The sequence below is a fragment of the Ligilactobacillus agilis genome (assembly GCF_025311475.1).
In the GTDB taxonomy this organism is placed as follows: domain Bacteria; phylum Bacillota; class Bacilli; order Lactobacillales; family Lactobacillaceae; genus Ligilactobacillus; species Ligilactobacillus agilis.
The window spans coordinates 699,910-723,874 of record NZ_CP104397.1 but is presented as its reverse complement, the minus strand read 5'-3'; the positions used below and the strand labels follow the sequence as shown (position 1 = coordinate 723,874).

The 23,965-nt window shown below is 39.7% G+C and carries 23 protein-coding genes, 3 tRNA genes, 1 riboswitch and 1 other annotated feature; of the genes, 7 read left to right on the top strand and 19 right to left on the bottom strand.

Annotated features, from left to right (window positions below):
- Positions 1 to 199: 199 nt before the first annotated feature.
- Positions 200 to 925 carry a deoxynucleoside kinase gene (locus tag N4597_RS03620; RefSeq protein ID WP_167589413.1) on the top strand — a complete coding sequence of 242 codons (726 nt, stop codon included), beginning with the start codon at positions 200 to 202 and terminating at the stop codon, positions 923 to 925.
- A 44-nt stretch (positions 926 to 969) separates the two neighbouring features.
- Here the strand turns inward: N4597_RS03620 and N4597_RS03615 are convergent, their stop codons facing one another.
- The 3 genes from N4597_RS03615 to N4597_RS03605 all read right to left on the bottom strand — a co-directional run bounded on the left by N4597_RS03615 (position 970) and on the right by N4597_RS03605 (position 3,615).
- Positions 970 to 1,773: a LicD family protein gene (locus N4597_RS03615; RefSeq protein ID WP_050611888.1), complete on the bottom strand. Its 804-nt coding sequence runs from the start codon at positions 1,771 to 1,773 to the stop codon at positions 970 to 972.
- A gap of 22 nt (positions 1,774 to 1,795) precedes the next feature.
- Entirely contained in the window at positions 1,796 to 2,257 is a 462-nt protein-coding gene (locus tag N4597_RS03610; RefSeq protein WP_050611887.1) for a universal stress protein, read from the bottom strand.
- 164 nt (positions 2,258 to 2,421) lie between these two features.
- Positions 2,422 to 3,615, bottom strand: coding sequence for an acetate/propionate family kinase (locus tag N4597_RS03605; protein WP_172584523.1), 1,194 nt, complete (start codon positions 3,613 to 3,615; stop codon positions 2,422 to 2,424).
- A gap of 259 nt (positions 3,616 to 3,874) precedes the next feature.
- On the opposite strand from N4597_RS03605, the gene N4597_RS03600 reads away from it, so the two are divergent.
- Positions 3,875 to 4,432 carry a nucleotidyltransferase family protein gene (locus N4597_RS03600; protein ID WP_167589411.1) on the top strand — a complete coding sequence of 186 codons (558 nt, stop codon included), beginning with the start codon at positions 3,875 to 3,877 and terminating at the stop codon, positions 4,430 to 4,432.
- Between the two features lie 74 nt (positions 4,433 to 4,506).
- Here the strand turns inward: N4597_RS03600 and N4597_RS03595 are convergent, their stop codons facing one another.
- The 6 genes from N4597_RS03595 to N4597_RS03570 form a co-directional block, all read right to left on the bottom strand.
- Positions 4,507 to 5,940, bottom strand: coding sequence for an APC family permease (locus N4597_RS03595; protein ID WP_260904660.1), 1,434 nt, complete (start codon positions 5,938 to 5,940; stop codon positions 4,507 to 4,509).
- Positions 5,941 to 6,168: 228 nt separating this feature from the next.
- Positions 6,169 to 6,750: an LOG family protein gene (locus N4597_RS03590; RefSeq protein ID WP_260904658.1), complete on the bottom strand. Its 582-nt coding sequence runs from the start codon at positions 6,748 to 6,750 to the stop codon at positions 6,169 to 6,171.
- Positions 6,750 to 7,148, bottom strand: a complete 399-nt coding sequence (locus N4597_RS03585) for a hypothetical protein (protein WP_260904656.1) — start codon at positions 7,146 to 7,148, stop codon at positions 6,750 to 6,752. The genes N4597_RS03590 and N4597_RS03585 overlap by 1 nt, the downstream gene beginning before the upstream one ends.
- Before the next feature lie 36 nt (positions 7,149 to 7,184).
- Positions 7,185 to 7,526: a hypothetical protein gene (locus N4597_RS03580; protein ID WP_056977286.1), complete on the bottom strand. Its 342-nt coding sequence runs from the start codon at positions 7,524 to 7,526 to the stop codon at positions 7,185 to 7,187.
- Positions 7,527 to 7,629: 103 nt separating this feature from the next.
- Complete coding sequence (locus tag N4597_RS03575) at positions 7,630 to 8,079, bottom strand: universal stress protein (protein WP_056977288.1); 450 nt, start codon at positions 8,077 to 8,079, stop codon at positions 7,630 to 7,632.
- Between the two features lie 66 nt (positions 8,080 to 8,145).
- Complete coding sequence (locus tag N4597_RS03570; protein WP_050611879.1) at positions 8,146 to 8,436, bottom strand: hypothetical protein; 291 nt, start codon at positions 8,434 to 8,436, stop codon at positions 8,146 to 8,148.
- 185 nt (positions 8,437 to 8,621) lie between these two features.
- Here N4597_RS03570 and N4597_RS03565 point away from each other — a divergent pair, with 185 nt between their 5' ends.
- The gene (locus N4597_RS03565) at positions 8,622 to 8,906 is read left to right on the top strand and encodes a hypothetical protein (RefSeq protein WP_050611878.1); all 285 of its coding nucleotides are present in this window, start codon (positions 8,622 to 8,624) and stop codon (positions 8,904 to 8,906) included.
- Positions 8,907 to 8,977: 71 nt separating this feature from the next.
- Positions 8,978 to 9,062, top strand: a tRNA-Leu gene (locus tag N4597_RS03560).
- A gap of 327 nt (positions 9,063 to 9,389) precedes the next feature.
- On the opposite strand, the gene N4597_RS03555 is transcribed toward N4597_RS03560, so the two are convergent.
- Entirely contained in the window at positions 9,390 to 9,704 is a 315-nt protein-coding gene (locus N4597_RS03555) for a hypothetical protein (protein ID WP_050611834.1), read from the bottom strand.
- A gap of 41 nt (positions 9,705 to 9,745) precedes the next feature.
- The gene (gene pepV, locus N4597_RS03550; RefSeq protein ID WP_260904651.1) at positions 9,746 to 11,146 is read right to left on the bottom strand and encodes a dipeptidase PepV; all 1,401 of its coding nucleotides are present in this window, start codon (positions 11,144 to 11,146) and stop codon (positions 9,746 to 9,748) included.
- A gap of 100 nt (positions 11,147 to 11,246) precedes the next feature.
- Between pepV and N4597_RS03545 the strand changes: the two genes are divergently transcribed.
- Positions 11,247 to 12,095 (top strand): NAD(P)H-hydrate dehydratase, encoded by an 849-nt coding sequence (locus N4597_RS03545; protein ID WP_260904649.1) that lies wholly within the window; start codon positions 11,247 to 11,249, stop codon positions 12,093 to 12,095.
- Positions 12,096 to 12,148: 53 nt separating this feature from the next.
- On the opposite strand, the gene N4597_RS03540 is transcribed toward N4597_RS03545, so the two are convergent.
- The 3 genes from N4597_RS03540 to N4597_RS03530 all read right to left on the bottom strand — a co-directional run bounded on the left by N4597_RS03540 (position 12,149) and on the right by N4597_RS03530 (position 15,967).
- On the bottom strand, positions 12,149 to 12,862 hold the full coding sequence (locus N4597_RS03540; RefSeq protein ID WP_260904648.1) for a pseudouridine synthase: 714 nt from the start codon (positions 12,860 to 12,862) through the stop codon (positions 12,149 to 12,151).
- Between the two features lie 7 nt (positions 12,863 to 12,869).
- Positions 12,870 to 14,492: a putative polysaccharide biosynthesis protein gene (locus tag N4597_RS03535; RefSeq protein ID WP_260904646.1), complete on the bottom strand. Its 1,623-nt coding sequence runs from the start codon at positions 14,490 to 14,492 to the stop codon at positions 12,870 to 12,872.
- Between the two features lie 134 nt (positions 14,493 to 14,626).
- Positions 14,627 to 15,967: an amino acid permease gene (locus tag N4597_RS03530; protein ID WP_260904644.1), complete on the bottom strand. Its 1,341-nt coding sequence runs from the start codon at positions 15,965 to 15,967 to the stop codon at positions 14,627 to 14,629.
- A 208-nt stretch (positions 15,968 to 16,175) separates the two neighbouring features.
- Here N4597_RS03530 and N4597_RS03525 point away from each other — a divergent pair, with 208 nt between their 5' ends.
- Both N4597_RS03525 and N4597_RS03520 read left to right on the top strand, forming a co-directional pair.
- The gene (locus tag N4597_RS03525; RefSeq protein WP_260904642.1) at positions 16,176 to 16,550 is read left to right on the top strand and encodes a TetR/AcrR family transcriptional regulator; all 375 of its coding nucleotides are present in this window, start codon (positions 16,176 to 16,178) and stop codon (positions 16,548 to 16,550) included.
- A gap of 52 nt (positions 16,551 to 16,602) precedes the next feature.
- Positions 16,603 to 16,899, top strand: coding sequence for a hypothetical protein (locus N4597_RS03520; protein WP_260904640.1), 297 nt, complete (start codon positions 16,603 to 16,605; stop codon positions 16,897 to 16,899).
- Between the two features lie 61 nt (positions 16,900 to 16,960).
- Here N4597_RS03520 and leuS read toward each other — a convergent pair whose 3' ends face one another.
- The 5 genes from leuS to N4597_RS03495 form a co-directional block, all read right to left on the bottom strand.
- Complete coding sequence (gene leuS, locus N4597_RS03515) at positions 16,961 to 19,378, bottom strand: leucine--tRNA ligase (protein ID WP_260904638.1); 2,418 nt, start codon at positions 19,376 to 19,378, stop codon at positions 16,961 to 16,963.
- Positions 19,379 to 19,453: 75 nt separating this feature from the next.
- Positions 19,454 to 19,662, bottom strand: a binding site (T-box leader).
- A gap of 38 nt (positions 19,663 to 19,700) precedes the next feature.
- The gene (locus N4597_RS03510; protein WP_260904636.1) at positions 19,701 to 22,208 is read right to left on the bottom strand and encodes a LysM peptidoglycan-binding domain-containing protein; all 2,508 of its coding nucleotides are present in this window, start codon (positions 22,206 to 22,208) and stop codon (positions 19,701 to 19,703) included.
- A 227-nt stretch (positions 22,209 to 22,435) separates the two neighbouring features.
- The gene (gene metK, locus N4597_RS03505) at positions 22,436 to 23,623 is read right to left on the bottom strand and encodes a methionine adenosyltransferase (RefSeq protein ID WP_260904634.1); all 1,188 of its coding nucleotides are present in this window, start codon (positions 23,621 to 23,623) and stop codon (positions 22,436 to 22,438) included.
- Positions 23,621 to 23,712, bottom strand: a riboswitch (SMK box riboswitch). It overlaps the preceding gene by 3 nt.
- An 81-nt stretch (positions 23,713 to 23,793) precedes the next feature.
- Positions 23,794 to 23,866: transfer RNA gene (locus N4597_RS03500), tRNA-Asp, on the bottom strand.
- 14 nt (positions 23,867 to 23,880) lie between these two features.
- A tRNA-Met gene (locus tag N4597_RS03495) sits at positions 23,881 to 23,954 on the bottom strand.
- Positions 23,955 to 23,965: the final 11 nt, after the last annotated feature.

The following is a 23,965-nucleotide window of genomic DNA, read 5'->3' as shown; positions in this document are numbered from 1 at the left end:
TTGTCAAAGAAAATTCGAACTATTTTAATTTAATTTTTATATTCGTACGTAATTTATCTTGACGAACGTTCGTGTTTGGTTTGTTCATGCCAATAAGTGCGAACTTTACCACAGATAATAAATATTTAATTAGATGGCTTGTGTTTAACACTTAAGCTCTGTAAAATTATTGTTAGTATGTCTTTAAGGAGGCTTTTTTGTGATTACCTTAGCCGGAATTATCGGATCAGGCAAATCAAGTTTGACCGAACTACTCGCCCAAGAACTAGGAAGTCGGGCCTTTTTTGAACCAGTTAGCGACAATCCCGTCTTACCCCTCTTTTACAAAGGAAATGAGTTGGCTGCTAAAAAAAGACAGGCTGGTCAAAAGGATGCAACTAATCCTTACGCTTACCTACTTCAAACATTCTTTTTAAATCGTCGTTTTAAAATGATGAAGGAAGCCCGTGCTAGTCATAACGCTATTTTAGACCGTTCCATTTATGAGGACGCCATGTTTATGAAGATGAACACTGATATGGGCAACGCTACTGCCATTGAATACGAAATTTACCAAGAATTGTTGGCCAACATGTTAGCCGAACTAGAACAGGTCAGCCAAGAAGAGGCTAGTGATTTAACCGTTTTTATCAAGGTTTCCTACGAAACAATGATTAAGCGGATTGAAAAACGTGGACGTGAATACGAACAGATTTCTAGTGACCCTTCTCTCGTCGATTATTACCAACGACTACTCAAGTATTATGCTAAGTGGGAACAAGATTTTAAGGGATCTCCACTTTTAATTATCGATGGCGATAAATACGATTTTGTTGAAAATCAGTCAGACCGCAACTATGTCTTAAATTTAATTGAAACTAAGTTAGTTGAACTAGGCCAATTAAGCGAGTCTGAATTTGCACGCCTAAAAGCGGCCCGTGCTTAGCAATACAAAAGCGGATTCCATGTCAAAAACATGGAATCCGCTTTTTAGCGTTCTTTAATATTACTGAGGTGCTTACTTGTCCGTTGTTCTAGTGGTGGTAATTTCTGATAATTACCATACATTTGAGTTAAAATGGCAGCGTAACTTTGCGGGGCTTTAAGCTTTAAGCCTTCAAAGTCGAGTAACACTAATTTTCTTAATTCCGCTTTAGCAAAAACTTCCTTCTCATAGCTATACTGAGAAGCTAGATTCTTTACTTCTGGCAACAAGTCGTCAACATTATACTGGCGCATAAGCTCTTCTCGTTTAGCCTTTAGTTGCTCAATTTCATCTAGTTTACTAATAACCTTTTCCTTAGCCGAATTAACCATTCGCTCTGGCATCGGAATTAGACTGTAATTGAGTTTTAACAATAATTGATCATTGGCCACCTTAAAGTTAACCATCTGTAAGCTTCGCTCGACTTTTCCCATTGGAATAGTATCAAAGGGAAAAATATCAATAAATAAACCACTTCTCGCATTATTATAGTTAAACCGTTCTTGAATGATAAACCGTTCATCTAGTAATTTGGCATAACTTAAAGCGTAGTGAGGATCAGACCATGGTGTTTGCAAAAAATAGTAATCTTTACTCAGTTGCTGGGGCAAAATTTTAAGTAGCTTATCATAATCACTCCGTAACATCCCAATGTCAACGTCGTCATCCCAAGGAATAAACCCTTGATGCCTAACTGCCCCCAATAAAGTTCCCCCAATTAAAAAGTAGTTAAGCTTATTTTGATCACATATGCGTTTAAACTCTGCCAACAAAGCCAACTCAACTTCGTGCACCGCTGCAATTTCCACCTAACAACATCCTTTCATTTGCCTAAGCTTGACTAGTAACTACCAGCGTATCCCGCTTGGAGGCCCTAACCACATAACTTGCGGTTGACCCAATCATGACTTGTTCAACCCGATTTAAGCCGGTGGCCCCGACAATGATTAAATCAGCTTGATATTGCTGTGCCAAATTCTTTGCTAATTCTTCTTTAGGTGAACCAATCACTACCACCGTCTCAGCAGTTACCCCTGCTTGGCTAGCCTCCTTTGCATATTTTTGTAACATCTCTTCCCGATGCTTTCGCTCTTCATTAGTCATTTGATCATCTGAATTAGAGTCAACTTCTAAGCCAGGACCACCAAACCCAACAGAAACATAAGGTTTTATGACTGAAGCTAACACCAACTTAGCATCAGAATATTTAGCTAGTTCAAGCGCCTTGTTAACTGCTTCCTTGGCATTCTTTGAGCCATCAACTCCGACTAAGATAACTTGATATTTTTTCATAAAGACCGCTCCCTTTACAAATTAGTTACCTTACTAACCAGTTCTGTTTCTCACTTGTATTATAACATAAAATTAGTTCGATACAGCTTTTCTAAGTACGCTCTAACTAAAAACCTTCAAGCATCTAACTTTTCACTCTAGATACTTGAAGGTCAAAATAATAGCTACCTAGCTAACGCTTGCACATCCCTTGCAATTACTAATTCCTCGTCTGTCATAATCCGCATCACCTTCACCTTAGAATCGGGAGTAGAAACAAAGGTATTTTTACCAAAGGTTGCATTTGCTACTACATCCTCTTTAATCCCTAAGTAAGCTAAACGCTTCATTACCAAAGAACGAACTGGCTGTGAATTTTCTCCGATTCCAGCCGTGAAAACAATCCCGTCAACGCCTTGCATTTCAGCGATATACTGGCCAATATATTTAACAATGTTCTTAACAAAAATATCCACTGCTAATTGCGCCCGGTGGTTACTAGGAGCCGCAGCTAATACGTCCCTCATATCCGAAGAAACTCCTGAAATGCCCAGTAAACCAGCTTCATGATTGAGCCGGTCAACCATCTCATCCATGTCAGCTATCTCAGGGTCCTTTTCAATCAAATACGATAATAAAGATGGATCCACATCTCCAGAACGCGTAGCCATTGTTACCCCTGATAGGGGGGTAAAGCCCATTGACGTATCAAAAGACTTACCATCCTTAATGGCTGTAAGCGACGCCCCCGCGCCCAAATGACAGGTAATCAATTTTAAATCTGCGAGTGGCTTTCCCATTAACTTAGCCGCTTCTTGCGCAACATAGCGATGACTTGTGCCATGGGCCCCATAACGACGAGCATTATATTTTTGGTACCATTCGTAAGGCAAACTGTAGATAAAGTTTTCTTCTGGCATAGTTTGGTGAAAGGCGGTGTCAAAGACGCCAACCTCTAAAGCTTGGGGTAATTTTTTCTTAAAAGCCCTAATTCCCACCAAGTGAGCGGGGTTATGCAAAGGAGCGAGCGGAATTAGCTGCTCAATTTTAGCTTCCGCTTCGTCATCAATGATTGTTGATTCCTTAAAGTACTCACCGCCAGCCACAATCCTGTGACCAATTCCAGTAATTTCACCGTAATCTTCAATAATCTTAAACTCAATTAATAAATCCATTAAAAGGTCAACCGCCACACGGTGATCACTTACCTTTCTAGTCTCGGTATATACCTGACCAGCTCCGTATTTAAGGGTCACGCCCCCATCCTTAAACCCAATTCTCTCAATTAAACCCGCTGCTAGAACTTTTTCCGCAGGCATCTCAAATAATTTAAATTTTAAACTAGAACTTCCAGAGTTGATTGCTAGAATTTTTTTCACATATACTCCTCCAAAATAGTAGCACCTTTATAAAAATTACGATTCTATCTAAAGTGCTAACCCATTTTACATAGTTTTAATATAGCAAAATTTGCTCAGTTTTGCACGTTTTTTATCAGCATCCTTCCCTTTAGTTATCGTTAAGATAAGCATTATTTGTTGATTGTTAATTATTTTCAGAAAATCATGTTACTGAATTTCAAAAATGCTACAATAAAGGGTAAGAGACGACAGAAATAGAAGGGAATTATCTTCACTAATGAAATATCAAGAACAACTAGAGCAATTACTTATCAATAACCCTGAAATTAACGAAATTTTTGCAATCCTCCGCAAATTTCACCTAGGACAAGCTTACCTCTGCGCAGGCTCTGTTAGGACTTTGGTTTGGAATTCACTGATGCAACGGGAAACTAATTTAAAATTAGGTAATTTAGATATTTTCTATAACGCTCAATTTGAAAGCGCAGAAGAACACCAAGTACTTACTACCCGCTTAAACCAAAGCTATTCAAAGTATCTTTGGAGTCTAAATAACCTCAGTCAAATCAATCCCCACGCCGGTTATCACCATAACGGACAGGCTCTCCCAGACGTGATTGCTGCCTTTCCCGAAACTGCTTCAGCCGTTGGGGTTAACCTTGATTTTCAAGGTAAGGTCAGTATTATCGCTCCCTATGGTCTTAACGATTTGTTCGAGTTTAAACTAGTTGCTAGTCCTAACTTCTTAACCGACCCAACTAAACTAGCTCAATTTCATAAACGGGTCGAACGTAAAAACTGGTTAACTATTTGGCCACAACTTACCCTCGCCTAAAACTGACCCACTAAAAAAGCTACGTCTTCGTCAAGAATCACGAAGTACGTAGCTTCTTTTTTAACAAGTTTTAATTACTTTTTCTTAGCTAGGATTGAATGTGACATCCCATAACTAAAGTAGATAATCACACCTAAAATGAACCAGTAACCAGCGTATTCCTTAGCTTCAATATCTAAGCCCCAAAAAACTGCTAACGCTCCTAGAAAAGCAACTGCAGGTAAAACTGGGTAAAATGGCATCTTAAAGCCTGGTATCTGTAAATCTTTTCCTTCACGGGGCCGAATTGCGTAAATTCCTAGTGAAACAAACATGAAGGCAATTAAAGTCCCGGCAGAAACCAACTGAGATAAAGTTTCAAATGGGAAAACCGCCCCTAAAATAACCGTAACTACAGTTAAGGTCAATAAGGCATTATTAGGTAACTGGTTTTTATTTAACTTGCCTAACCAACTAGGTAACATTCCATCACGTCCAAAGGAATAAAGTAACCGGGAACCAGCTAACATCATCCCGATTAAGGCAGTAAACATCCCTAAAACGGCGATGGATGAAACAACTGTCGCTACCACCGGATGACCCGCATTACGTAAAGCCCAACCAACCGGTTCAGCGTTATCAGCAAAGTTAGTATACTTATACATTCCTACCAAAACTAAGGAAACTGACACGAATAATAACACCGCAATTAATAAGGAACCTAAAATCCCCCGTGGCATCGTCTTAGACGGGTTCTTAGCTTCTGCAGCATTAGCAGCGATTGAATCAAACCCAATGTAAGCCAAGAAGATGGAAGATACCCCTGCATAGATACCTTGCCAACCCCCAAATGGTGTTCCATCTGGGTTAGTGTGGTGGACTGGAATAAATGGTGTATAGTTACTAAACTTGATTGCAGTTGCACCAACAACGATAAATAATAAAATAGCTAAAACTTTCAAAATAACTAGTGCATTTTGAACCCGGGCCGCTTCAGAAACACCCCGTGAAATCAAAAACGCAATCAGTAATAACACTACCACCGCAATAATATCAATTACCCCACCATTACTACCAAATGGGTTGGACAAGGCGGCAGGTAACTTAAAGCCTAACGGTTCAATTAAACCTCTAAAGTTAGCCGACAGCCCTGAACCAACGAAGGCAACCGCAATAAAATACTCGGCCAACAAAGCCCAGCCAGCTACCCAACCAAAAAATTCTCCAAAAACAACGTTAATCCAAGAGTAAGCAGAACCAGCAAAAGGCATGGTTGAAGCCATTTCGGCGTAAGCAAAAGCCACTAAAGCGGCGACGACGGCAGCTGCTAGGAAGGATAAAGCAACAGCTGGACCAGCATACTTAGCCGCTACTACCCCAGGTAAAGTGAAGATGGCAGTACTGACGATTGTTCCGACCCCTAAAGCTAAGAAATCCTTAGTGGTCAATACTTGTAGCAAGTGAGCATCCTTGGCTTTATAAACCGACGGATCCTCCTTAGCCATCATACGTTTCCAAATATTTTTCATTTCAATCAAGTCCCTTCCATAATTTAAAACTAACTTGTAAATTTATTAAGTTATTATAGCAAGTTAAATAAAATGAGTCAACGGTTAAAAGTTTCAGTTTTTTTCTTATAATTATATATTTTTCAAAACTAAAACCCTTACTTTAGTAGTCATAACCCTTCTAGGAAGCTCTAATTTTTCTTTGATTTACAAACTAGATTGAAATTAAGTTCGAAATACCTGTTACCTTTATCTTTGGGAAACATCCTGCCACTTATTGGCTTGGTGATACTCGAAGTTTTTGGCTGCCGCTAAACCCGCCGTAACCTCTTCAACCACAATCAAGGCATCTAGGTTGGCTTGGGGCATAAATCCCTGTTTGACACTATCTTTTAAGAAGGCTAATAGTTTATCATAGTATCCCCCAATGTTAACTAAAACGATTGGTTTAGTCACCAAGCCCAATTGAGCCCAGGAGTAAACCTGAAAGAATTCTTCCATTGTTCCTAACCCACCTGGAAAAACAACGAACACATCCGCTAACTCAACGAACTTCTGCTTGCGTTCACTCATATCTTTAACGTGAATGAGGTTTGTATTTTTATCCGCTACGACTGCGTGTTTTTCTAAAACTGCAGGAATAACCCCTATCACTTTTCCACCAGCAGTGACTACATCTTGATATAGGGCTCCCATTAAACCTAGTCTTCCACCGCCATAGACTAAAGTTTTCTTATGTTCAACCAAATAAGTCGCTAATTGCTTTAGCTGCTGTTCAAATTCAGTAAGTTTACCTAGATTAGAACCACAAAAAACACAAATATTATCCATTAGAATTCACCAACTTCGTTTGAAAATAATAAACCATAGATAAATAAGCCTGGGGCCACTAGTAACAATAAGAGGTGCTTACCAAAGGCTAACACCCAACTACTTAAGATTTCGCTAGCCTTATCACCAGCAGTCCTATCATCATGGCTTCTTCGTAACCCTTCTGATGCCGGCTTGCTTTTGCTCCGTCTTAGCGGTTGTTCTGCCGGTTGCTCATTTTCAAGTGGCTTAGCTTGATTTAAATTATATGGATAGAAGGTTAGATAATTACAAATCACATAATAATTTAAGAGATACTGCCAGTTACTTGCATTTATTAAATTAACTAACGCAATTGCCACCACTAAAGGTAATAATCCCTTAGCCAGCGCAATACCATAATCCTTTAAACTTAACATCTTTCTCACCTAATTATTTTTTTAGTTTGATTATACCTAATCTTTAAGAGCTAAAATCCTAAAAATTTGATAAGTTAGCTTGTTAGTTACAATGGAGGCAACCGTATATAAATCTATAAAAAAGGCTACTTCTATTTGTTTACCCTTAAACGCCATAAAGATGGCTATCAAAAATAAAGTCTGTTCTAGCAATGACCACTTTCGTTTAGTCTTACTTAGTTCAGCTATCATTTGTGTTTCCATTTGCGACAATTCTTCTACTGAGCGAACTAAACTCCTGCGTTTAAACTTGGTCATCTCCACGCTTAAATAAATATTATAGCTCAACAAAACTACTAATAAAACATAAATTATCCATTTGATAACTTCGCCTAACATTATCTCACCTACTACGACAATTTTTCATATTTAATGTTACCACATTTAACCTAAAAAATAAGGATAGGCACCATAAATGCCTATCCTTATCCTAACTAAGTAATTAGCGTGCAATCATAACGTCACAAGCAGCTGTCCTAATGACATAATCACTAACTGCTCCCACCAACACTCTTTCGACTGGATTAAGACCAGTTGGTCCCATCACAATCAAATCTGTCTCATGATCATTAGGGAAATCACGTGCAATCACATTTCTTGGTGAGCCAAAGCGAACGTGGATAGCAACATCCGTCACGCCTTGTTCCTCCACATGCTTCTTTAAACCTTCAAGATATTTTTCTACATCCTCAAATGATTGGTAAACAACGTCCCCGTTAGCATCAATCATGCCCCCAAAACTAACAGAGAATTGCTTTAAGTCAATAACATTTAAGATATCGAGGTGGGCATTATTTCTTTTTGCAATTTCAGTTCCCGTAACCAGCGCCTTCTCTGCAATTGCAGACCCATCTACAGGAACTAGAATGGTTTTATATTCTTGTCTTAACATAATGTAAGCCCCCTTTATTTAATTAACTATCTACACCTATAGTATATCATTAATTAATTTAAATATCTAAGCATAACTATCAATAAATTTTTGACAAGCCGTTCTAATATAAGTTAACTCCAACACTAGCTCTGGCTGTTTTTGACTATAAGTCTGAATGGCTTCCAGTAGCTCATAATAAGCGCTTATCTCCGTCGATAAATTTGCCAACTCAGCTGTTACCGACCGCAATAACGTCTTTTTGATGATTTCAGCCCGTTCGTATTCATCTAACGTTGTGCAAGTAATTGCTCGTTGCGCTTCATCTCTATATATTTTTGCTCTTTGAACATAGTAATGTAAGAAATCCTTGGCCATAATACTCCACCCCTCGTGTTTACGCTTTCATTTTAACTTAATTTTATGCTATTAATTCTAAAAAATCAATAATAGCCCTCATAAATCTATTATTTTTTATATTATTTACCAAGATTAGGCTTGTAAGATATCCTAAATTCTATTAAAATTTAACTTAAGGTATTTTTAAAGAATGGAGGGTGTTTATGTTTCTAACCACCGGGGGAATTAATCGGACTTATGCCATCAAAGGAATTGTAAACGCTACAATCAAGAAAACTTTGCTCGCTGAAGAAATTGACAAGGTTGATCAATACGATGAACTCTACGAAGAAATTAAACGACGCTTGGCCAAACGAGCCACCGCTTTAAATGGGGATGCCGTTATCGAAGTGCGCTTTATCCCCGAGATTGTCCGCGTTTCAGTTGGACCAAAATACATGTTGCTTCATGGATACGGTACCGTTATTAGTTTTCCACGCAAAAAATAACTTAGGACCCTTTTCTTTTGTTTAGCTTTGTAGTATATTAAGTAGGTAGTCTTTTTAGACACTTGCATTTTGCCGCTGTGGCGGAATTGGCAGACGCGCAACGTTCAGGTCGTTGTTCGGTTTATCCGAGTACAGGTTCGACTCCTGCCAGCGGCATAATTTAGTTTTTTTTACCGGTACTAACGGCGATAATCCCCGCTAGTACCGGCTTTTTATTTTTGCTTTGGCACTCAAAAACAATAATTTTAAAAATTCCGCGACGAAATGGCGACGAAATTAAAGTAAGCCACTTATCTCCGTGAGACATTAAGGACTAAATATAATTTGTAGGTATCATGTATATTATTTTTCACTACTTCAATCCTAACTTTATGCAAGCCAATTTTGTCTTCAAAATATAAATGTTGTCTCGTTGTTGTCCTCATGATGCAATGTCATTTTAGGGTAAAAAAAACGCGCCCCCGCAAGGACGTTGAGTGCCAGTTACAAAAAAATCCGGTAATTTTTCAAGGTGATATTAACTATCTCTTTTTGCGTTGACTTAGACCGTTTTCTAATTAAAGTCCGCACCATCTTTTCCAAATGGTTAGTAGCTAATAATTTTTCGGTTACACGATTATCAATCTTCAATGCCAACTGCTCCCTTTTACTAGGAACCGCATATGTCTTACTTAACTCGTCACTAGCAATCACATTATCTAATAATTTCTTGATAAAAGTACTCTTACTTTCAGCCATAATTGCAACCCCTTTCTTAGCTTTCATCTTCATGATACAACTTTCAATTCCTTTTTTCAAAAAAAGAAGCCTCACTCGACTAGAGTTTGGCTTCTAAAAGATTATTTAACTAATTCTGCAATGGCTTCGGCATAAATTGCTGCTGCACGCAAAACATCATCAACAGGGATAAATTCGTTAGCTTGGTGCATTGTATCAGGAACCCCAGGGAACATTGCCCCAAAGGCTACCCCACGCTTCATCAAGCGACCATATGTCCCGCCACCAACGACCATTCCATGTGCTTCTTGACCAGTTTGGCGTTCATAAACACCCAACAAGGTCTTAACCAATGGATCTTCAGGGGAAACATAGTGTGGCACTTGTACACGCCCTTGATCAATCGTTACATTCATCGCAGCCGTAGCCTTAGTTAGGCTAGCCTTGATATCATTTTCATCCATCCCCTTAGGGAAGCGGAAGTTCAAAGTGATTTTACCGCCCTTGTTTTCATCAAATGCAAAAATCCCAGAGTTCATTGTCAAATCACCCATGATTTCATCACTAAAGGTAGCACCTAGAGCGTTCATCCGTGAATCTTTGTGTAAGTACTTAGCGGTAAATTCAATGAAGTTTTTAGCATCGCCGGCTAAGTTATAGTTAGCTAGGAAAGTTGCTAAGTAAGTTCCGGCATTTTCACCATTTCTTGGTTCTTGGGCGTGTGCAGCCTTACCAATTAATTCTAAGACAACATTACCAGCTTCTTTGTAAGCTTGGCCACTAACTGGATTAGCAGCTACAAAGTCAGCAAATACAGCTTCAACATCTTCTAACTTAATTCCAGCTAAGACAGCCTTAGCATCACGGGGAACCATGTTTTCACGTAAGCCTGCTTCAAAGTGGACAAGTTTAACTTCCGCATCACCATTAGAACCAGCAAAATTAATGAAGAAGGATACATTCCCCTTTTCCCCATTAATAATTGGGAAGAAAGCATCTGGTGAAAAACCAAAGTCAGGAGCCGGCATCTTTTCAAAGTAATGGCTCATTCCCCGCCATTGACTTTCTTCATCAGTTCCAAGAATAAAGCGAACCTTCTTATTAACTGGTAGTCCTAATTCCTTAACAATCTTTAATCCATAATAAGCTGCCATACTTGGTCCCTTATCATCGGAAGCACCCCGTGCATAGAGACGTCCATCCTTAATAACTGGTTTAAATGGATCAGTATCCCAGCCCTTACCTGCAGGCATTACGTCAACGTGACCTAAAATAGCCAAAGTTTCGTCCCCTTGACCATAAGCGATGTGACCTGCAAGTCCATCTAATTCCATTGTTTCGAAGCCGTCGCGCTTCCCAATTTCTAAAAATTTGTCTAATGCAGCTTTAGGTCCTGGACCTAACGGAGCATCTGCAGTCGCAATACTTTCATCACGAACACTTTCAATTTCTAACATTGTTTTTAAGTCGTTCAATAAATCGTCTTTACGTTTTGCGACTTCAGCTTGCCAATCAATAGCCATCTAATCACTCCTTTAAAAGTCTACAGAACATATTTTACCACATTTTCCAAGACTTGCGCCTAAAACTAGACTATACTTATCTTGAAACGGAGGATTTTTTATGGAACAAATTAAACAAACTATCTTAAATAAAGTTATTCGCCCCCGCCCCCTGCACAGCTATAAGGGAAATTACGGCCGTATTATCACAATTGGTGGTAACTATAACTTAGGTGGAGCAATTATCATGTCAGCTAGTGCCTGTGTTTATGCTGGGGCTGGGTTGGTAACATGCGCCACGGATAAACACAACCTAAATGCCCTGCATACTCGCCTCCCCGAAGCCATGTTTGTTGATTATAGTGATTTTTCAGACCTCTTAGAGAACCTAACCAAAGCCGATGTTATCGTTCTTGGCCCTGGTTTAGGCTTAGATAAACTTGCCCAAAATATTTGTCAGTTAGTCTTAAGTAACCTCACACCAGACCAGTTGATAATTATTGATGGTTCAGCTATTACTCTGTTGGCAGCTAATCCTGGCCTACTAACCTATTTAAAAAAGGGCCAAGCCATCTTTACTCCACATGAAATGGAATGGCAGCGGCTGAGTCAAATCAAAATTGCTGACCAGATTCCCTTAAAAAATAAGCAGGCTCAACTTAAATTAGGCCAAACCGTAATTCTAAAAAAATACCATACTGAAATTTATCATTCCGAGTGCGATACTCCCCACCAATTAACGATAGGTGGCCCATATATGGCTACTGGTGGAATGGGGGATACTTTAACCGGGATTTTAGCCGCTTTTTTAGGACAATTTAGCAGTGCCCCCTTAACAGACGTTATCGATGCAGCTGTGTACACCCATAGCGCTGTCGCTAGCAAGTTAGGCGTAAATAACTACGTAACCTTACCTAGCGCCATTATAGCGGAACTACCCCACTTTATGAATTGCACAATCAAGGGCTAAGTAAAATGGTGCTAGAAGTAACCGTTAGTTGTTACTTCTAGCACCATTAATTATTACTTAGTCAGTGAGGCTAACTCTTCTTTTGTCAGTGGTCGATACTGGCCAGGCTTTAAGTCTGCTGGTAATTCTAGTTGTCCCATCTTTAAACGGTGTAACTCCAAAACATGCATCCCCACCGCCGCAAACATCCGCTTTACTTGGTGATACTTTCCTTCTGTAATTTCAATTATTACCCGGGAAATATTTGCGTCTTTTTGACTGCTAATTACTTCTAACTTAGCTGGCTTAGTAACCTCTCCATTTTTTAGGGTTAATGGCTTAGCAAACCTAGCAACCGTTTGGTCAGTCACTATCCCTTCAATCTTAGCTTGATACACCTTACTTACGTGCTTTTTGGGTGCTAACAGCCTATGGGCTAACTCCCCATCAGTTGTTAATAATAACAATCCCGTTGTATCTTTATCTAATCGTCCCACTGGAAAAAGGCCTAATTTTTGTTCCTCCGCTCCTAATAAATCTATAACCGTCCTTTGGCTCTTATCAGTAGTGGCGGTGATTACCCCCTTGGGTTTGTTCATAAGCAAGTAGTAATTTGTTTGATAGTTAACTGGTTGATGGTCTAATTCAACCTGACTATCTGCTTCGACTTGGATTTTGGGACTAGTTACTACTTTGCCAGCCACGGTTATCCGCTTTTGCTTTAAAAGCTGCTTTACTTCTGACCTTGACCCAACTCCACTAGCTGCTAAAAACTTATCTAACCTCATATCACACCTACCTAATTCTTAAAAGCTGTCTTAGTCTTGCTACCCGTGGACCTAAAATTTTGTCGGCCATATGTGTTTTCAATGTAAGGTATACGTAGACATAACCACCACTGCCTGCAGTTACTATTAGTTCTAATATAGCTACTATCCGACTTTCACTATCAAACAGGGTCGTCCATAAAAAGTTTAAACTAACTACTACTACAAACATAGCCAAACTTAAAATCATCAAAGCGTTAAAAGTATGCTGAACCCGTTTAAAATTCATGCCATAGCCACGCCGTAAATAGCGTAACATTAAGTAAATAGAACAACTCATTCCAATTCCACTAGCAACTAAGGGCCCAAACGCTTCCAGTTTGGCGGTCAAAGGAAATTGAACTACTAGCTTAACAATTAAGCCACAAATAGCGTAGGCCACGGCCCGTTTATTTTCATATAAACCTTGTAACAGGCTAGCAAGCACAATTAACAATCCCTGTGTAATTGCCGTATACGCAGCAATCTTTAAGACTGCAATTCCATATGCACTATAACCATAAAAAACAATGTACAGTGGCCTTGCTACGGCCGCCATTCCCAAAGCGCTCGGTAGCATTATGAAAAAGAATAATTCTAACGAGTCGTCCAACTGTTTTTTAGCATCCCGCTTTTGGCCCTTGGTTACAAATTCTATTAATAGGGGGATTGCCGTTGCGGCTAAGGCTGTTGCTAGGGAAACAACAATCATTATTAACTTATTAGCGTTAGCAGCAAATAAGGCATACATTTCATCAATGTAATTACTGCTATAGGTGCTAACCTTAGACATTACCCAAGGAAAAGTATATTGATCAATTAAATTATATAAATTGGTGGCAATCCCAATAAAAATAAAGGGCAGCGACTGGGCTAGTAATTCCTTTATTAACTGCCCATCAGAAACCTCTAGTGAATTACTACTATTAGCACGTAAATAGTCAAACTCCCCCTTCTTTTTTAAATAGCAGTAAGCCAATGTTAAAATACCACCAACGGCCCCAACAAAGGCCGCAAAGGTGGATTGAACTACCCCCGTTTGGTAGGAACCATTTATAACCTTCATAATAATAAAGGCAGTTACCAGCATATAAAAGACTCTGATAACCTGTTCAACCAACTGGGAAAGAGCCGAAGGGGCCATATCTTGATAGCCTTGAAAGAAGCCACGCGTTAAACTCATCAGTGGGATAATTGCCAGCGCCGTCGCTAATGAGCGAAAAACTGGTACAGTCCTCATATCCCCGGCCGCTAACACCGGAGCTGCTCCCCATAGAATTCCTCCCATAATTATTCCCAGCAAAAGCATTATTACAAAAGATTTTCTATATAAGCGCCGCCCAATCTCATATTCATTCAACGAATTATAGTGTGCAACTTGCTTAGCAACCGCAGAGGGAATCCCCGCTGTCGAAAGCATTAAAAAAACAGCGTAGACCGTGTAGCCCTTTGCGTATAAAGCATTAGCTTGCAGGCGGTGTTCACCAAACCATGCATACCAAGGAATAATATATATTGCGCCTAATATTCGTGAAAAAATACTCGCGGCTGTCATCCAGGCAGAGCCACGTAACATCTTCTCTTTGGCACTCAGTGTTTGTTTATTTTTCATAAAAAAGCCGAGCCTACTTTCTTAGATATATACTAGTCAATTTTACACTCTTTTATTTTAGCTAGCAATAAGCGCTTCACTAGCCCTAAATAAAAAACATGGCAGGGATTTCTCCCAACCATGTTTAATTTGGGTTAATTTAATTTTTTCTTTAAGATGCTATATGCCACTGCTAGCGCTAAAAACCATACTAGAGAAAACAGCAGCGAAATCAACGTACTCGTATTAAATGCCAATAGCACTAAGACTCCGATAAAGAAGATGATTGTCAATACGTTAGTTATTGGGAAAAGCGGCATAGGAAAGACCGTTTTTTTCTTTGGATTAGCTTTACGATACTTATAATGACACCATACTAGGGCAATCCAAACAAAAACAAAGCTAACCGTTGCCACACCGGAAATAATCTCAAAAACTGTCGCAGGCAAAATGTAATTTAGAATAACAATCAAAAATAGTACGCTAGATGAAAATAGTAACGCTTTAACTGGCACACTCCGATTATTAGTAACCCCTAGCGCTTTAGGCGCCTTTTTACCGTTGGCAAGCACAAATAAAGTCCGACTGGTACTAAAAATGGCACTATTACATGCAGAAAGTGCCGCCGTCAAAACGACCACGTTAATAATTGCTGCCGCAAACTTAATTCCTATTCCCTCAAAAACTTGAACAAACGGACTTGAACTAGTTACAATTTCGTTCCAAGGATAGATGCACATTAGAACAAACATTGACCCAATGTAAAAAAGGCCAATTCTAATTGGTAAATTGTTAATTGCCCGTGGCAAATCATACTCTGGATTAGCCGTTTCCCCAGAAGTTAAGCCAACCATTTCAATACCGGTAAAGGCAAAGATAACCATTGGAAATGCTGCCAGTAAGCCCAAGGTTCCTTTAGGGAAGAAGCCGCCATGATTAACCAAATTCATAATTGTCACATGGTGCCCGCCAATATCAGCAGAAGTGAATAATAAGATTAGCCCAGTTACAATCAAGGCCATAATAGCTAATACTTTGATGCTGGAAAACCAAGTCTCTAATTCTCCAAACAATCCAACGCTAAAGAGGTTAAAGGCTAACAAGACTAGGATAATAATTAAAGCCGTTAACCACTGGGGCACTTGGGGAAACCAATAACGAATATAGATTCCACTAGCCGTTAAATCAGCCATCGCTAAACTAATCCAACATAGCCAGTAGGTCCAGCCAATAATAAATTCAAATCGACTTCCTAAATATTGCCTGACAAATTCGATAAAAGATGTTTTGGTTGTATCTGATAAGACCAACTCACCAATTGCGCGCATCATAAAAAAGCAAAAAATACCAGCAATTAGGTAAGCTAAAATTAAAGCTGGACCGGCCTTTTGAATCGCCGATCCTGACCCTAAGAATAACCCTGTTCCAATTGCACCACCAATTGCTATCATTTGCACATGCCGGTGGGTTAGAGCTCGTGATAATTCATTTTTCATGGAAAAGCTCCTTTATAATTTGGGATTTTCAGAAAATTTTTGTATTGTACCTACCATTTTATAAAAAAATAGTCCCAGTGGCAAGCATATTTCCGAATAAATATTTTTTTAGGCATAACAATATTCACTTTTTGTTGCACAACTTATTTTTGACTAACCAGTCAATTCAATACTTGACTAATTAGTCAAAAATAATTAACATAAGGGTATGGGAAGAAAAAAGAAATTTAATCAACAAGATGTCCTAACCGCTATTGGTGAGACTTTTATAACTTATGGCTACGAAGGTACTTCACTTGACGACTTAGTTAAAGCAACCGGGCTTTTAAGAGGTAGCCTCTATTCTACGTTTGGTAGTAAACGGGGAATGTTCGTAGCTGTACTCAAGCAAAATATCGAGGTGAAAGCAAATTTCAATACCACTCTTAATCTCATCATTATTGCGTTAATGGAATTAACTGCACATGACTTAGAAATTAATCAACTTGTAAGTGAATGGCTAACTACTCAAACTTCAACTAACCTCCCAACTTTAATTGGTGAAGCCGTTCTTACGAAAGGATGTGTCCCTCATAGAAAATAATCTCACTTTTCAAAATCAGACTTTAACCATCTCCCCCCGTGGAATTAGTAAATTGTTAGCCCTTAAAAGCAAGCTAGCCATTCCTTTTAACCATATCGTTGGTGCAACCATCGACCCAGGAATTTTAAAAGACTTTAAAGGTATTAGATCTCCCTGGACTGCCGTTCCTGGCCTTTATTACACCGGAACTTTCTATAATCAACAAGAAAAATTATTTTTTAACATTAGGACCTCAAGTACGCCAGTCGTTATTCAACTAAGAAATGAGGAGTATGATCGGATTGTTATTGGGGTTGAAGATCCCCGCAAATTGGTCGAATACTTAAACAATCTTATTTACTCTAACTAAAAAACCACCGCAGATTACGGTTACCCCGTTTCTCTGCGGTGATTTGTATTAGTAATTCTTGTTATTTAGCGACTACGATTGAAACTAGCTTGCCAGGAACAGCAATTACTTTCTTAACTTCTTTTCCAGCAAGTTCTTGCTTAATCTTGTCGTCATTTAGTGCTAAAGTCTGTAATTCTTCCCGGCTAGCATCCTTAGCCACTTGTAAGTGTTGTCTTACCTTACCGTTTACTTGAACCACAATTTCGACTACATTTTCAACTAATTTGCTTTCATCATAAGTTGGCCACTTAGCATAAGCAATGCTTCCAACGTGGCCTAACTTCGTCCACAATTCTTCAGCAATGTGTGGCACGATTGGCGCAATTAATTTAACGAATCCTTCTACATATTCCAATGGTAAGGAATCTGCCTTATAACAATCATTTACGAAGACCATTAATTGGGAGATAGCTGTATTAAAGTGAAGGGCTTGGTAATCTTCAGTTACCTTCTTAACCGTTTGGTTATAGACTTTATCTAACTTACCATCATTAATGGTTGTGATGCGGTCACGTAATTTATCCTCATCATCAATAATCAAATTCCAAATTCTATTAACAAATTTGTAAGCTCCGTTTAAGCCGTCTTCACTCCAAGCAATTGAAGCATCTAATGGGCCCATGAACATTTCGTATAACCGAAGAGTATCTGCACCATATTGTTCTACAATATCGTCTGGGTTGACTACGTTTCCTTTTGACTTGGACATCTTTTCGTGGTTATTTCCTAAAATCATTCCTTGGTTAACCAACTTTTGGAATGGTTCTTTAGTAGGAACAACTCCTAAATCATAAAGGAATTTATGCCAAAAGCGAGCATACAACAAGTGCAAGACCGCATGTTCAGCGCCACCAACATATAAATCAACTGGAAGCCATTTTTCTAATTTAGCCTTATCAGCGATTGCTTCGTGGTTATGAGGATCAACGTAACGCAAGAAGTACCAGGAACTACCAGCCCACTGTGGCATTGTATTAGTTTCACGTTTACCCTTACGTCCGTTTTCATCTACCACATTAACCCAATCTTCAAGGTTAGCTAGTGGGCTTTCACCTGTTCCAGATGGTTTTATGTCATTAGTTGCAGGTAAGTACAATGGTAATTCTTCTTCAGGGACTAGTGTTGTTTCGCCATCTTCCCAGTGAATGACAGGGATTGGTTCACCCCAATAACGTTGGCGTGAGAATGTCCAGTCACGTAGTCGATAGTTAACCTTCTTAGCACCGATACCTTTTTCTTCCAACCATGCTATTGCCTTGGCAATCGCATCTTCTTTATTTAAGCCATTTAAGAAGTCGGAATTAATGTGCTTACCTTCACCAGTGTAAGCTTCTTGTTCGATGTTGCCTCCTTCAATAACAGGGGTAATTGGCAAGTCAAATTTCTTAGCAAATTCATAGTCGCGTTCGTCATGAGCAGGAACCACCATGATTGCCCCTGTACCATAAGAGGCCAAGACATAATCAGCAATCCAAACAGGAACTTTTTGGCCGTTAACCGGATTGATTACGTAACTACCAGTAAAGACCCCTGTCTTGTCTTTAGCTAAGTCGGTTCTTTCCAAATCAGATTTATGAGCCACTTCATCGATGTAAGCATCTACCGCTGCTTTTTGTTCACTAGTTGTTAGCTTAGCTACTAAATCATGTTCGGGAGCTAAAACCAAACATGACGCCCCAAAAATAGTATCTGGTCTAGTTGAGAAAACTTCAATCTTGGTTTCGGCGTCATTTTCTAAAGTAAACTTAATACTTGCACCAACTGAACGCCCAATCCAATTTCTTTGTTGCTCCTTGATTGCTTCCGGCCAATCCAAGTCATCCAAATCGTCAATCAACCGGTCTGCATAGGCTGTAATTTTCAAAACCCATTGCCGCATAGGCTTTCTGATAACAGGAAAACCACCACGTTCTGTCTTACCATCAATAACTTCTTCGTTAGCAACAACTGTTCCTAAATCTGGACTCCAGTTAACAGGAATTTCTGCTTCGTAAGCTAAGCCACGCTTGTACAATTGTTCAAAAATCCATTGAGTCCATTTATAGTAGGCAGGGTCGGTGGTGTTAACTTCACGATCCCAGTCATAAGACAACCCCAAGGACTTAATTTGGCGCCGGAAATTATTAATATTTTTCTTAGTAAATTCCCGCGGAGAATTACCAGTATTTAAGGCATATTGTTCAGCTGGCAGCCCAAAGGCATCCCAACCCATTGGGTGCAAGACATTATATCCTTGCATCCGCTTCATTCTTGAAATAATATCCGTTGCTGTATACCCTTCTGGGTGACCTACGTGTAAGCCTTGGCCTGATGGATATGGGAACATATCTAACGCGTAGTAATTTGGCTTGGCTTCTTCTTCGGTCGTTTTGAAAGTCTTATGTTCTTCCCAATAACGTTGCCACTTTTTCTCAATCTCTTTATGATTGTAAGACATTTGTACTCTTCCTTTCACTTTCTAAATTCCTAAACGCAGCTAAAAACAAAAAAGTCCCATACGGGCCTAAAACCCATATAGGACGAAATTTCGCGGTACCACCTATATTCCAGCCTTCTCACAACTGGCACTCAATTTCATAACGGGAAATACCGTCTAAACTTACTTAGGTTCAGTTTAGAAACTCTAAGGTGAGTTCGTTAAATAACTAATGTGTGTTCTCAGCTACCACACACTCTCTGGGATTAGTCCATTTAACTACTAGTCCTTATCTACGTTTAGTGTTGTCATTATCTTAGCAAAATCAAGTTGCAATTGCAAGTTAATTTAGCCGTAGATGTTGGCCAACATAAATCAAATCTGAATTCAATTTATTCAAGGCTTTTAGCCGGTTAACTGTTGTGCCGTGTGCAGAAGCAATTTGCCATAGGGAGTCACCGGCTTTAACCGTGTAACCCTGAGTTGGGGCTTTAGTAGTTGGGATGACATCATTTACAGATTTTTTCATAGTGACAGTCAACTTTTGATTTACGTAAATCGTGTTAGAGGTCAAATTATTCAATGACTTCAGTTGAGCAATCGTTAACCCGTGCTCAGTGGCAATCTTCCACAAGGAATCGCCAGCCTTAACCGTATAGCTACCGCTTTGGCTACTGTTGTTTGTACTCTGAGATGCACTTGGCTTGCTTACCGTGTTACTTTGATTACTACTTTGGCCTACCTTTAATACTTGGCCCGGGTAGATGAAGTTTGAGCTTAGGTTGTTTAAACTCTTTAGACCATCTATACTCATCCCGTACTTATGCGAAATCCCCCACAAGGAATCGCCAGCCTTAACCGTATAGCTACCGCTTTGGTTACTGCTGTTTGTACTCTGGGATGTACTTGGCTTGCTTACCGTGTTACTTTGACTACCGCTTTGGCCTACCTTTAGTACTTGGCCCGGGTAGATGAAGTTTGAGCTTAGGTTGTTTAAACTCTTTAGACCATCTATACTCATCCCGTACTTATGCGAAATCCCCCACAAGGAATCGCCGGCCTTAACCGTGTAGCTACCGCTTTGGTTACTGCTGTTTGTACTCTGGGATGTACTTGGCTTGCTTGCCGTGTTACTTTGACTGCTACTTTGGCCTACCTTTAGTACTTGCCCTGGGTAGATGAAGTTTGAGCTTAGGTTGTTTAAACTCTTTAGACCATCTATACTCATCCCGTACTTATGCGAAATCCCCCACAAGGAATCGCCGGCCTTAACCGTGTAGCTACCGCTTTGGTTACTGCTATTTGTACTTTGGGATGCACTTGGCTTGCTGGTCGTGTTACTTTGATTACTACTTTGGCCTACCTTTAGCACTTGCCCTGGGTAGATGAAGTTTGAGCTTAGGTTATTTAAACTCTTTAGACTATCTATGCTCATCCCGTACTTATGCGAAATTCCCCACAAGGAATCGCCGGCCTTAACCGTATAGCTACCGCTGTTTGTACTTTGAGATGCACTTGGCTTGCTGGTCGTGTTACTTTGATTATTACTTTGACCTACCTTTAGCACTTGGCCCGGGTAGATGAAGTTTGAGCTTAGGTTGTTTAAACTCTTTAGACTATCTATACTCATCCCATATTTATGCGAAATCCCCCACAAGGAATCACCGGCCTTAACCGTATAGCTACCGCTTTGGTTACCGCTGTTTGTAGCCCCGTTATTATTTGAAGTTTGCGAGCTAGTTTGATTACTTTGGTTAGTAGAAGTTGTTCCACTCACCTTCAAAGTTTGTCCTACATGAATTAGGTTAGAACTCAAATTATTCAACGCTTTTAGCGAAGCCACTGAAAGTCCATAACGACTGGCAATGGCATACAGCGTGTCACCAGCCTTAACTGTATATGAACTTGTTGCCACCACGTTATTTGGCGTAGAACTTGTATTACCACTATTACTATCACTGGTAGTGCTACCTGGCGTATCATATTTTGTCAAATCATACTGCTGGATTAAGTTAATCAGGCTAGAAGCGTAGTTAGGTGCAGTTGCATAAGTTCCATAAACCCCATTGCGTAAATTGTTGGCAGCTACTGCATAGGACGATGCGTTTGCCTTAGTAGAATTTGGAAAGTGACTCACAATTAAATTAGCGTAGGCATTTAATGATTCTGCATAGCTTGAATACCGTTGAAACTTCGCATAAACAGTGTGATAAGCACCGCCGTAAAACTCTTGGGTGGGCATATTAATGTAGGCGCCATAACCATTCCACTTTACCCCAAATAAATTGTAAGCATTAGTTGAAAGACTGCTTGTTCCCCAGCCACTTTCAAGGGCGGCTTGAGCAATCATCATTGAGGCGTACAGTCCCCTTTGCGCAGCTATTGCTTGAGCAGAAGGAGCAACGTTATTAAGGAAATTAGCCACCTTAGAGGAGTAACCTGAATAGTTACTTGCTAAGACCCGTGGTGCAGCTACAACTGGCGCTTGCGACACAGCGCTACTTGCCTGGCTACTGCTACTCTCAGTAGTCACATTACTGCTTGAGCTTGCTTGAGAGCTTGTAGCTTCATTGTTCGTAGTCGCAGTCGTCGTTGTTACTGAGGAGCTTGTACTACTTGCATTAGCGGCGCTTGAACTACTCATCGTAGTAGTTGTACTAGTAGTATTAGCGCTACTTGCATCGGCTTGAACTACTGTATCAGCCGCAGCTTTCGTCTTACTCAAAGCTAGACCCGCAGTCCCCATAATAACTGTGGTTCCAATGTAAGTGGTCGCCTTTTTGATTGATTTCAAATTTTTGGCTAGTTGTTCATTTTTAGCTGCCAAAATCCGATCTTTTCTTGTTTTCATACTCACCAAACCTCCATCTAGTCAACTACACTCTCGCATTTTAAATTATCGTCTCAATTCCTATTATATCTGTCTAAATTTCAAAATGTTTAAAAAACGTTTACTTGTAATAAAGTTGTAATAAAGTTAACAAAGTAAATTTTCCCTTTTTATAATAGCTATAAAAAAGGATTCTAGGAAACCCTAGAATCCTCTAATAGCAAGCTTCTAATCAGAAGTGCTGGCGCTTATTTTAATAATTCTTGTAATTTAGCAACCTTGTCTGTCTTTTCCCAAGGTAAGTCAATATCGGTCCGACCAAAGTGACCATAAGCAGCCGTTTGTTTGTAAATTGGTCGTTTTAAGTCCAACATCTTAATAATCCCGGCTGGTCTCAAGTCAAATGTCTTTCTAATCGCTTCAACTAACTTATCGTTGGCAATATCGCTAGTGTTAAATGTATTAACTGCGATTGAAACAGGCTGCGCTACTCCGATAGCATAAGCAATTTGAACTTCAACTTCCTTGGCTAAACCAGTAGCAACAATATTTTTGGCAATGTAGCGAGCCGCATAGCTAGCAGAACGGTCAACCTTAGTTGCATCTTTACCAGAAAAGGCACCACCACCATGATGGGCCGCACCACCATAAGTATCAACAATTATCTTACGCCCAGTTAGACCTGCATCACCCTGAGGACCACCAATTACAAAACGTCCAGTTGGGTTCACAAAGTATTTTGTTTTTTCATCAAGTAATTCAGCTGGAATAACCGTCTTAATTACTTTTTCAATTACATCTGTCCGAATTTGGTCTAACTTAGTATCCTCATCATGTTGTGTTGACAGCACAACTGTATCGACCCGTTCAGGTTTATTATCTTCTCCGTATTCAATTGTTACCTGCGCCTTAGCATCTGGTCCAAGGTAAGGTAATTCGTTACTCTTTCTCAAAGCAGCAATTTTACGCATTAGCTTATGACTAAGTGCAACTGCTAATGGCATCATTTCAGGAGTTTCATCGGTTGCATAACCAAACATCATTCCCTGATCACCGGCACCAATTTGGTCTAAAGGATCAACTTGGCCATTCTTTGTTTCCAAAGAGGCGTCCACCCCTTGAGCTATATCGGGTGATTGTTCATCTATTGATACCAGGACCGCGCAATTATCACCATCGAAACCATACTTACCATTAGTATAGCCAATATCCTTAATCGTTTGTCTAACAACTTTTTGAATATCGACATAAGCGCTAGTTGAAACTTCACCAACAACTACAACTAATCCTGTTGTTACAGTAGTTTCAACGGCTACGCGTGCATCCGCGTCCTTGGCCAATAAAGCATCTAAAATCGCATCACTAATTTGGTCAGCAATTTTATCTGGATGTCCTTCTGAAACGGACTCCGAAGTAAATAAACGTCTTTCTGACATTATATATTCCCCCATTAATTAAAATTATTTGGTTACAAGGCATCTTCACAATAATTATGAATCCTATCGGGAATTGTATTGTAACTTCATAAGTTTAACATACCATTAAATAAAATTAAAGCATAAAAAAAGTCACCCTCAATGAGGATGACTAAAAATTAAAGTCACAACGGTCCATGACGGATTTGAACCGACGATCTTCTCCGTGACAGGGAGACGAGATAACCACTACTCCAATGGACCAAATATCTAAGTAATTGCGGGAGCAGGATTTGAACCTACGACCTTCGGGTTATGAGCCCGACGAGCTACCAGACTGCTCCATCCCGCGATAATAAAAAG